Annotated in this window: 11 protein-coding genes; 3 read left to right on the plus strand and 8 right to left on the minus strand. The window is 54.4% G+C overall.

What is annotated here, in order from left to right; genetic code table 11:
* Positions 1-21: 21 nt before the first annotated feature.
* Genes PBOR_RS11060 through PBOR_RS11075 form a run of 4 tightly spaced genes read right to left on the minus strand, consistent with a single transcriptional unit; the run spans position 22 to position 5068 of the window.
* The gene (locus tag PBOR_RS11060; protein ID WP_042211720.1) at positions 22-1140 is read right to left on the minus strand and encodes a YheC/YheD family endospore coat-associated protein; all 1119 of its coding nucleotides are present in this window, start codon (positions 1138-1140) and stop codon (positions 22-24) included.
* Positions 1137-2510, minus strand: a complete 1374-nt coding sequence (locus tag PBOR_RS11065) for a YheC/YheD family endospore coat-associated protein (RefSeq protein ID WP_042211721.1) — start codon at positions 2508-2510, stop codon at positions 1137-1139. Before PBOR_RS11065 ends, PBOR_RS11060 begins: the two co-directional genes overlap by 4 nt.
* 13 nt (positions 2511-2523) lie before the next feature.
* Positions 2524-3690 (minus strand): YheC/YheD family endospore coat-associated protein, encoded by a 1167-nt coding sequence (locus tag PBOR_RS11070; RefSeq protein WP_042211722.1) that lies wholly within the window; start codon positions 3688-3690, stop codon positions 2524-2526.
* Positions 3691-3700: 10 nt separating this feature from the next.
* The gene (locus PBOR_RS11075) at positions 3701-5068 is read right to left on the minus strand and encodes a YheC/YheD family endospore coat-associated protein (RefSeq protein WP_042211723.1); all 1368 of its coding nucleotides are present in this window, start codon (positions 5066-5068) and stop codon (positions 3701-3703) included.
* Between the two features lie 409 nt (positions 5069-5477).
* Between PBOR_RS11075 and PBOR_RS11080 the strand changes: the two genes are divergently transcribed.
* The gene (locus tag PBOR_RS11080) at positions 5478-5819 is read left to right on the plus strand and encodes a YlbF/YmcA family competence regulator (RefSeq protein ID WP_042211724.1); all 342 of its coding nucleotides are present in this window, start codon (positions 5478-5480) and stop codon (positions 5817-5819) included.
* A gap of 96 nt (positions 5820-5915) precedes the next feature.
* Here PBOR_RS11080 and PBOR_RS11085 read toward each other — a convergent pair whose 3' ends face one another.
* Positions 5916-6491, minus strand: coding sequence for an LURP-one-related family protein (locus PBOR_RS11085; protein WP_042211725.1), 576 nt, complete (start codon positions 6489-6491; stop codon positions 5916-5918).
* Positions 6492-6683: 192 nt separating this feature from the next.
* Here PBOR_RS11085 and PBOR_RS11090 point away from each other — a divergent pair, with 192 nt between their 5' ends.
* Positions 6684-6968, plus strand: a complete 285-nt coding sequence (locus PBOR_RS11090; protein ID WP_042211726.1) for a hypothetical protein — start codon at positions 6684-6686, stop codon at positions 6966-6968.
* A 339-nt stretch (positions 6969-7307) separates the two neighbouring features.
* Complete coding sequence (locus tag PBOR_RS11095) at positions 7308-8642, plus strand: DRTGG domain-containing protein (protein WP_039309562.1); 1335 nt, start codon at positions 7308-7310, stop codon at positions 8640-8642.
* Positions 8643-9437: 795 nt separating this feature from the next.
* Here PBOR_RS11095 and PBOR_RS11100 read toward each other — a convergent pair.
* The 3 genes from PBOR_RS11100 to PBOR_RS11110 all read right to left on the minus strand — a co-directional run bounded on the left by PBOR_RS11100 (position 9438) and on the right by PBOR_RS11110 (position 10676).
* Positions 9438-9746, minus strand: coding sequence for a YtpI family protein (locus PBOR_RS11100; protein WP_042211727.1), 309 nt, complete (start codon positions 9744-9746; stop codon positions 9438-9440).
* Positions 9747-9840: 94 nt separating this feature from the next.
* Entirely contained in the window at positions 9841-10344 is a 504-nt protein-coding gene (locus PBOR_RS11105) for a sporulation membrane protein YtrI (RefSeq protein ID WP_042211728.1), read from the minus strand.
* Positions 10345-10352: 8 nt separating this feature from the next.
* The gene (locus tag PBOR_RS11110) at positions 10353-10676 is read right to left on the minus strand and encodes a YtrH family sporulation protein (protein WP_042211729.1); all 324 of its coding nucleotides are present in this window, start codon (positions 10674-10676) and stop codon (positions 10353-10355) included.
* Positions 10677-10721: the final 45 nt, after the last annotated feature.

Below are 10721 nucleotides of genomic sequence, written 5' to 3' on the forward strand. Positions count from 1 at the left end.
GTGTCACTTCCTTTACGGGTTTTATTGGGGCTTGGTCTGGCGGGACAGATGCTGGCCATATTGGAAAATACGTTCCAGCGACAGCTTGCGGATCGCCGGCTCATCGAATTTCATCGGCCGGGAATTGGCCTCGAAGAACCACAGTCCGCCTTCTTCATCGACGCCGAGGTCCATTGACATCTCACCCAGCATGGTGGCCGAAGCCCGTTCAATCTGCCGGGCAATCAGCAGGGCGGTCGTGGGGACATTCTTCAGGATGGCTGCAGCCTGCTCCGCCCCGAAGGTCCCCTCCAGCATGCTGGAGGGCTCTTCAATGCTGCCGCCGCGCGGCACATGGGTAGTGATGCTGCGGGCACCGGCCAGCCGTGCGCCAATGCCGGTGACCGCCCAGGCACCCCGGCCGTTCTTCTGCAGCAGCACGCGCAGATCGAAGGGACGCCCGCGGTGCGCAGCAAGCACAATGGCCTGCTGCACAATATAGCGGGATACCCCCTTCTCCCTGACGATTCTGGCCCACAGGCGTTCGATGGACGCGGCTTTGTAGGTCGTGTTCTTCTTGCCGCTCTGGATCTGCAGCCGGTAAGGCAGCAGGGCATCTGCCCGGTACCTCAGCCGCATAATCCCTTTGCCCGCTTTACCGTTCTCCGGCTTGAGGTAGAGGCTGTCGTGATTCTTCAGCATGGCCGTCAGGGTTGCTGCACTACGCAGGCGGCGGGTCTTGGGCACATGCTTTGAAGTAGCTTTGGATTCCTTGAGCCACTCGAAGAGATTCCATTTATTGAAAAAGTTCGGGTTATACAGCTGAATCTCAGGATGCTCCAGACATTCCGCTATTTTGCGGGCGACCGGTGCTTTCTCCTCTTCATCCCTGTTCGGAATCCGGTTATAAATCACCTGCGGCAGCGGAACAGGAATGGAGTACCAGAGCTTGCCGCTGGCAGAGGGGACGTAGCCGTTCACCATCCGCTCCTCAAGCTTAAGGTCACGGACGGTGACAACATATACTAGATAGCCCATTTCTTTGCCGGTGCGGATGATATCACGGAAGTTATTGCGGTTGCCGCGAAACTGCTTCAGCCGGTCACTGGTGGTCAGGATGGCGATAACGGGCTTGCCGGGGTCAGGGATACGGCTGTTCACAAGTCATCCCTCCTGCGGAATTTGCTGAGATACAGACAATGCTCCAGGATGTGCTCAATGGAAGCTTTGCCCTCAGCACGCAGGGAGGGGTGGCGGAAGATAGAGCGTCCTGGTTTGGCATTGGCCTCGAACATCCAGATATCCTCATCCTGGTCAATCCCGAGATCAAATCCAATCTCACCGAGCAGATGCCGGTGCTGGATTTCCAGGGATTCGGCCAGCTTGACGGCAGTTGTTTTGGCGCGCTGCAGCACTTCATCTGATCTTGCGCCGAATACACGGCCCAGTGCCTGCTGCGGTGTAAGCAGGGCGCCCCCATTCTTCAGGTGGGTGGTAACACTGCCCCGGCCGGCCTTCTTGGCCCCGATGCCGACAACTACCCATTGGTTGCTGCCGTTCTTATGCATATGGAAGCGGAAATCGATCGGGCAGCCGTCAATTTCAATCAGCCGGATCCCCTGTTGAACCACATAGTTCTGCAGACTCTGTCCGTGACGGCCGCGCAGCATGCGCATCAGGCTGTCGAAGCTGGTGAAGCGCAGCAGCACATTCTTGCCGCTCTTGCGGTAACGGGCGAAATACCCCTTCTTCGGCAGATAGGTCAGCCGGTAGATACCGTGGCCGAGACTGCCTGCGGAAGGTTTGTAATAGACAAAGTGGTGGCGGTCCAGCATATCCCGCATCTGTTCTGTGCTGGGGTTGCTGTGTGTTTCCGGCACAAAACGGTTCGCGGCACCGTCATTCTCCAGCAGACGGTAAACATCCGATTTATTGAAGAAGCTCCAGTTGAAATAAGGAATCTTCTTGCGTCCGAACCGTTCGCGCAGCTGGTTGATATATGGCGAAGTCTCCGCTCTGCGGCTGGGCAGACGGTTATAGACGACATCCGGCAGCGGCACCATTTTACGTTCGAATTTGCCGCTTGCATTCAGGAAGTAGCCGTTGATCTGCTCCTGCTGCCAGTCGATGTCACGCGGCATGAAGGCGAAGATATAGCATTTGTTGCTGCCTTCGCGCAGCAGCTGCTTGATGAAGCCGGTACGGGAGCCGAACGGCTGTGACGCGGAGGCGGGCCCGTCGGAGAGTACGCCGACCAGAGGTCCGAGCTGGACCTCATCATTCTGCAGGTTGCGCAAATAAATGCCGCCTGATTTCGGAATCTTGATTGCGCTCTTTACTCCCGAAGCCAGGAAGAGATGCTTACCGGCGCGCTTGATCGGCTTGATCATCGCCGGTATGGCATCCTTCCCCAGGCGCAGGCGGATGTTTTTCTTGCCGGATAATTTCAGGCTTTTCATCAGTTCACCCGAGACATAGACCACTCGTTGGGGCTGCTTGGTGAAATGCACATTGCAAAAAGTGAGACCCATTTATGAATCCTCCTTAGGAACCATTGATATCATTCTCCCGTTGAACGGAACTGCCTTTGAAGCAGCTTGTGGCTTGCTGCCAGGGTGCAAGCAGCAGATGACGCGCATAGCGCAGCGGATTCTCGGCCGCGAGTCTAGCAGCCCGGCGGTCGCCCGTCAGCCGGAACACCGTGCGCCCTGGTTTGGAATTAGCTTCAAGCAGATAGAGTCTTCCTCCGGCATCGATGCCGAAGTCAAGACCGAGCTCGCCCAGTCTCCCGCAGGATTCTTCCAGCAGTGGAGGCAGGAGTACGGCCGCTGAGATCAGCTCCTCATACAGGTCCCGGCCTGCTGCGCCGTATTCGGCAAGCAGGAAGGGAAGAGCGGGAACCGCAGTTCCCCCGCCGTGTAGGTTCGAGGTAAGAGATCCCCGGCCGCCTAGCCTTACGGCCATGCCGGTCATCGTCCATGCGCCGGTGCCGTTCTTTTGCATCAGCACACGCACATCGAACGGCTGTCCTCCGCTGCCGGTAAGATGCAGATAAGGCTGTATGATATAGCGGTGCTGGCCGATGAAGCGGTGGATCCAGTCCAGACCTTCGTCCAGCGTACCGAAAATATATTGAAAAGGTTCGTTCATCCGGTCTCTTCCCCGCACACTCACTCCGCCGCCTTCGCGTTTGCCGAGGAGTACTGCATGCATGGTGCGTTTACCGTGGGAGCCGGTTTTGGGTTTCAGGAACACGCCGTATTCCCTTGCGGCCAGCATGTTGCCGAGCGCTTTCCGGCCGCTGTAGACCAGAGTTTCAGGCAGCAGGGCAGCTGCTGTGCGGCTGCGCTGCAGAATCCCGTATACGCCCCATTTATCCGGCAGTCCGCGTGACCAGGGAAGCGAACGGGATAATACAGCCAAGGCGGCTGCTGCAGATTGCTTCTCCTCCGGAGTCCGGCAGAAGCAGCGGTTATACAGGATGTCAGGCGGCGGTGCCTGGGCAGGTAACCATAGTCCGCCTTGCCAGCAATATCCGCTGACTGAAGCGCCATCCTTCGCAACACCCTCCGGATGAAAAACAAGGACCTTCAGATCATACAGCGGGGCCGCCCGGCATAGATGACTGCAGAACTCCGGCTCTGCGATGGGAGGATTCCCGTGGCGGCGGTCTGTCATTATGCCAAGGAACCCCATTGCTGTTTCGGTCATGATGTCCTCCTTATAACCCGGCCAGATAGCGGCAGTATAGAATCATTTGTTTGACGGAGGGTCTGATCTTCTGGTCATTCAGCGGCGTGTTATCGTTCTTAGACGGTTTGGAGTTGACTTCCAGCAGCCAGATTCTCCCGGACTGGTCCAGCGCGAGGTCGATGCCCAGCTCCCCGAAATGCGCGGGGATATACGTCTCTACACCTCTGGCGATCGCCAGTGCCGCCCGCGGAAGCTGAACCTGGGAGCTTTCCTTCGCTCCGGGCGGCAGATTGCTTTTGCCGATGGCTTCGCGGACCGTACTGAGCGTGCCGCCCCGTGCGAGATTAGAGACGAAGTGATTACTTCCGGCGGTCCGGGCCACAATGGAGGTGACGCCCCACTTCCCGTTGCCGTTCTTCTGTACGAGTGCCCGGAAGTCCACCGGCCGCCGTCCAAGCTCCATGAGGGGAAGACCCTGCTGAATCTGGTAGCGGGTAGTTTTCATCTTCGGGGCAATGGACGCAAAAAGCTTCGCCAGACTGGGATAGCTCTGCTTGCGTGTGCCCAGCGGTGTTGTAGACAGCAGACGGTAGCCGCCGCCGTCTTCTTTGGAGATTCGCAGAATGCCTTTGCCAAGGCTGCCGCGTACGGGCTTCAGGAACACGCTGGGATAGTTGCTGCACATTCTTTTCAATATGGCGAAGCCGTTCAGAGCATGTGACTCCGGCAAATACCGCTGCAGGGCGGGATCTTGCGCCAGTGCTTCGAATACCTCTGTCTTGTCAAGGAACTTTTCATTGAAGAAATGAGTTCCGTAGCGGGATTTTACATCCGCCAAAAAATGCTGTACGCTAGGTTTGTTCTCTACCTTTCGCGTCGTCAGCCGATTGTTGATCACATCGGCAACAGGAAGACTCAGCTTCCGCCAGCCCTCGTCGTATACCCAGCCCTGGATGGTAGTGCTGCGCGATTCCAGCGCTTCCGGGGTAAAGAAATATACATAGGCACCCTGTGCATGGCAGGCATTGGTCAGTTCCCGGCAGAACATCGTGATCTGGCCGAAGACTCTGTCAGGATGCTCGGGATGGTCCCGGCTCACCAGGACTCCAATCAGCGGGCCCAGCCGCAGATTGCGGCTGCCTGAGCTGTAGGAGGCGTTAAGCTTGAGGCGCTGCCTTAAGCCGAGCCGCCGCGCCAGCCCTTCATTTAAGCGCAGACTGTCGGATTTGGGAACCGGAATAACGGTAACCTCCTGCCGGAAAGAGCCGAAGGTAAGCTGAATTGTTCCGTGCGCCGGTATTTTGAGCCTCTTCATGGATTTGTCGCCTAGCATTACAGCGTTTTCCTGCAGGATGCCCGAGTGGACCGTTTGGACCGGGATCTTGAGTTGGGACATCGTGGATCTCCTTCCGGTAGGCAGCATGTTGCCGGCAATATGAATCTTAAGGGTTACATATCATTCATCATATGGAGACATCTGACCCTTGGTGATTGACCTATTCTTTAAAAAGCCGTGCCGGGCGGATTAAATGTCCGGGCGGCGGTGAAACCAGTCAGCAGGCGGAGTGCAGGTGCGGGCTACAGGTGCAGGCGCACAGACAGAAGTCAGCGCTGCTTGAGGGGAAATAATGTGACCACGAAATTTGGGCAGGAGCACATAGCTTAAACGGATGCTTCCGAAGCGGGGGTTGCGAAGAAGACTCAGGGAAGCAGTAGCTCACAAAACTTAAGCGTATGCTTCCGAAGCGAGTTTAGCGAAGAAACTCAGGGAGCCTGCGCTAACTAAACATTCAGGAGGATTTATAATGAACGTAATCGACAAAGCACATGAACTGGCAAGAGCCATTAAAGACAGCACCGAGGTATCGGATATTACCAGCGCGATGAAAGTGATTGAAGCAGATCCGGAGAGCAAGCAGATGCTAGACAACTTCCGTCAGAGCCAGATCGAGCTGCAGCAGCGGATGATGAGCGGGGAGATGCCTCCGCAGGAGGAAATGGAGAAGATGGAGAAGCTGTTCGAAGTGCTTAACCTGAATCTCGGCATCCGCCGCCTGTTCGACGCAGAGCGCCGCCTTAGCGTGGTCATCGAAGATGTGAACAAAATCATCACAGACAGCCTGTCCCAAATGTACGGCGGACAATAAGCGATAGAGGGGATTCCTTCTGAAACGGCAAGAGGGTGATTTCAGGGCCAAATGGCTCCGGAATCACCCTCTTTTTGATTTTAGCGCCGGATAGCTCTAATCCTGTTTGCCTTCAATGGCACAGAGCAGAACAGCAGCAGCCAGGCCCATACGTCTGTCGAGCACACCTTTGCGGTCCTCGGAGAAGTCGGCGATGATTTTGGTGACAAAAGGATTGAAGTTCTGCCGGAAGGCCGGAATCACCGTACCGCCGATCTCCACATTATATTTTTGCGGAATCAATGTAATCACACGCCGCAGCAGCGCCATGAACACACTGTCCTCTTTAATAAATCCGATCTCGTTGTCGCGGGTATCCAGAATGACCCATTCATCCTTGACGATAGACTTCAGCCCTTTGCGGCGGAGTGCACCCAGAGATTCCCCGGTCTCTGAATCATATACATCATAGGTTGCGCTGAGATCAATCATCTTGCGGGCTTTGATGCGCAGCAGCTCCCTCTCCATGCTCTCGTCGGTATACAGGGCAATGTCCTCTTTCAGTTTGAACGCTTTCATTTGTGAAAAGAGCACCAGCTCCTCCGAGCTGTTGTAAATATGCAGCTTCGCCCCCATGACGGAGAATACCTTTTTGCGGATGATGTACTCCGACTGGCCCCAAATGTTATTCAATGTAAATTCCTCCTGTTCATTCCTCCATCATCTCACACCCCTGGCGTTCAGGCTAGATTAAACCGGGAGGCGGCGAAATCAGCATGTTGAAAAATTAACAACTTGTCTCATAATCCGGGCTGCAGGTTCATAGAGTAGAGATATAGATTCATTCAGCCTGATAACCTCTTAATGCGAAGGAGCGGTCCTACTATGAAAAAAAGAAACAAATTCAAACATTCTGTGTATCTGCTGGCGGCTCTGGCTATGCTGCTGTACGCGCTGCCGAAGCTGTCTTTTCAGAATGGTCCCGGCTGGGTGCTGGGCTTCGGTATTGTCTGGTGTGCGTTTGCCTTCCTGGTGATTGCCTCGCACCTGCACTTTATTATTGGAGTGGATGAAGAGAAACAGAAACGCCTGGAGGCAGTCCGCAAGGTCAAGCTGGAGCAGTGGCAGGGCCAGTGGAACGAAGAAACCCGGGTGTCGCAGAGATCATAGAATTTGGCCGGGACCTATTGGCAAGTGGCGGCGGCTCACCCCTGTTTCGCGAAGGCTGCGGACTGCGGGTGAGCTTTGTTTGCGGTTGTGCGGATGCTGGGAGGTATAGTGTGTTTATGGCCCGTAAAATGATGTGTTATAGCTATATTCAGGGCTGTACTCATGCATGCTTTTTTAGTGTTGTTCATTAGTGCGGCCGCCGCGCAATAGCCCCTGGTACCGCATGTCATACAGCTGACATATCTCATAAAAGAAGCAGGTCCGTTCTGTTGTACTCCGGTGTAACCAGCGTTATAATGGGTACAGAATAGTACAGATCGGGGTATGGGGGTGTAACAGTTGGAAGGACAAGGCGATAACATTACAAAGCACGAACAACTGCTGCAGCATATTGAAAGCCTGAAGGTGGGAACGAAGATTTCCGTCCGCAAGCTGGCCAAGGAAATGGGCGTTAGTGAAGGTACAGCTTACCGTGCGGTAAAAGAAGCGGAGAACCTTGGGATCGTCATTACCAAGGAGCGGATCGGTACGGTCCGTGTAGAGAAGAAGCCTCGCAATATTTCTGATCAGCTTACTTTTGGGGATGTAGTCGACATTGTCGAGGGACATGTCCTCGGCGGAGCGGAAGGTCTGAACAAACATCTTCATAAATATGTGATCGGCGCGATGAAAGTGGATGCCATGATCCGTTATATCGACGCGGACAGCCTGCTGATCGTGGGTAACCGTGATGATGTACACTCGCTTGCACTGGAGCAGGGGGCAGGGGTGCTCGTAACCGGGGGCTTCGGCACAAGCCGCGAGGTGAAGGCGCTGGCGGATGAGCTGGACCTGCCGGTGATTTCATCCCGGCATGATACGTTTACAGTAGCTTCGATGATTAACCGGGCGATTTTTGACCGGCTGATCAAGAAGAAGATTATGCTGGTGGAGGATATCGTGGAGGGCAAGCCGCGCCTGAATACGCTCAAAATCTCCAGCACAGTCGGCGAATTGCGCGAATTGTCCCTGTCGAGCGGCGAGCAGCGCTTCCCGGTGACGGATGAGTGGAACCGGGTCATCGGCATCGTGGGCCGCCGCGATGTGGAGGATCTCGCGGAAGGGCAGAGCATCGAGAAGGCCATGATCCGCAGCCCGGTTACCGCCGCACTGCAGACCTCGCTTGCTTCTGCGGCGCAGATTATGATGTGGGAAGGGATCGACTTTCTGCCGATCGTGGACCGCAACCGCAAGCTGGTCGGGTCGCTGACCCGCAGGGAAGTGCTGCAGAGCCTGCGCGATGCCAGCAACCAGCCGCAGCTCGGGGAGACGTTCGATCATCTGATCTGGAACGGTTTTGCCGATGAGCGCGATGAGGAGGGCAAGCTGTTCTTCCACGGCTTCATCACACCGCAGATGGCGACGGATCTGGGGACGATCTCGGAAGGGATATTGTCCACGCTGATGACCCTTTCCGCGTTCAAAGCGGCTAAGGACATCACCGGCAATGACTATGTGCTTGATAACATGTCGACCTACTTCATCCGCCCCGTGCAGATCGAGCATTCCATTATCGTCATGCCGAAGCTGCTGGAGATCAGCCGCCGTACCTGCAAGCTGGAGATTGAGATCAGCCATATGGAGACCATTGTGGCTAAGGCGGTCCTGATGCTGCAGTCGATTGACCACGGGTAAATAGTATTTATATAGCATTCAGCAACGGTGAGGGCGTACATGCAGACTTCACACAGTAAATAAATACAAAACGAATTCAAATGAATATAGACGAATGCAGACGAATCTGAATCGAGTACAAACGAATACAGACGGGTCAGAATTGAGTTCAAACGAATACAGAACTAGTCAGAATCGAATAGAAACGAATACAGTCTAAATAGACCAGGCTATCCTGTAGTAACCGGGAGAGTACCCTGGTCTATTTGGCATTGGAGATTAACCGGAGGGGAATGGCGGCATGCCATGGAACAGCAGGTTGAATGAATGGCTGCACGGCTGATAGGCGTAGTGATTGAACGGCTGAGAGGTTTAGTGACTGAACGCCGTAGTGACTGAACGATTGAACGACTGAGTGACTGGACGGCTGAGTGGGGGAGTGATCGGACACTTGAATATCCGAACACTGCGTGGACAGGTATCATTATGAGCAGTAAGTAGTAAGTGGAAAAAGGGCATCTAATTGTCCCGAACTTCCCGGTTTTGGAACAACAAGTGGAAAAAAGACAACTATTCCGCCCGAATCTGCACCAGGGGAGTAAAGCGGACGAAATAAGTGCCTTTTTTCCAACTGCTCCCCTGAAAGGTGTGGCTTGGCCGGAAATAAGTGTACAATTTCCACTTCGTATAGATTATATCGGTGGGCCATGTGGTGAGATGCCGCGATTTAGTTAGCGATTCAAATACCGGTTCAAAAACCGATTGATAGTCCGATTATTATACTAATCCAGATACCGGTTCGGATACCGCTAACTCTCAGCTCCCGCTGCCGCTGCGGATCCGGCTGTAGTACCCGTGACTGCGCAGTCCGGAGAAGATGTTGAAGATGCCCAGCAGCAGAAAAGCTGCTTCAATGACGACATTAAGCGTCGAACCGCGGAAGATGAACATTGACATCAGTGAGAGCGTTACCAGCATTGCGCCCAGCAGCACGTTCATAATTGAGCGCTTAAGCCCTTTAATGAGCGGATCTGCCGCTCTGCGTGAAGAGTAACTGTACAGCGCGGCACCGGTCATAAAAACGACCAGCAGAACAAACAGCAGATACTTGATGAGCATAATCATGGACAGACAGCTCCTTAGTGGAAGGTGGGAAACCGGTGCTTCGGTCATACTCTATCATTCTGTGATTTGCCCACTATTGTACCATGATTATGGCTCAGCTGCGCTTATATGGACTGATTTCCACCCAGATTTGCAGTACGCCCTCCATGACGAGCATAGTGCGGATTCTGACGCTGTATTCCTTTTCTCGGACAATGTAGAGTTTGCCGTCCAGGAGCAGGCGTGCCAGCTTCCCGTCGGAGTCGATTTCAAACATGCTGCGTCCGCGCATCGGTTCCAGATCGCTGACCAGCTTGCTGAGGATTTCCTTGACCGTCACTGTATCCAGTGCAGCATTGCCTTCCTTAACTTTGCTGTCCTCGGTGCGGATCTTGATCTCCCGGATCACGGTGGAGGTATTGTTGTATTTTTTGAGAGTATCAATGTCATTACGGTATTGCTCAATCTGTATACGGAGGTCCTGATTGTTCAGCCAGAGCACATTGTAGCCCATATGATAAATAGCGTTGTACACTACACCCCCGACAATCATTCCCAGCACAAAAACGGCAGCAATCTGCGAGAAACGGCGGTAGCGGTGAAACGGCGGCAGGCGCATTTATCTGCTCACCCCTTGCCGCACACCCATTTGACCAGCTCGCTGCCCATATGAGCGCCCAGAAAGGCGAATACCAGATAGAGAATCTGCTTGATGGCAGGGGAGAGGTTGCCTCCCAGCATGTTGCTCTCAATAACACGCATCGGGTCGATCGTTCCGCCTACAGCGGCGGCCAGCGCCCAGATTTTGATCCGGTCGGCGATATCCAGCATCGTGTGTGTAGGCGGCTGCAGGGAGACCACGGCACCGATTCCGCCCAGCATAGCGCCGCCCAGAACTATGCCGAAGGCGATGAAGAAATCAAGAACGGCTTTGCTCAGGAAAATATTCATCAAGAGGCTCCTTCCCGGTCCAGGCAATTGCTCATCCGCTGCCTG

It is taken from the genome of Paenibacillus borealis (assembly GCF_000758665.1).
Taxonomy (GTDB): Bacteria; Bacillota; Bacilli; order Paenibacillales; family Paenibacillaceae; genus Paenibacillus_AQ; species Paenibacillus_AQ borealis.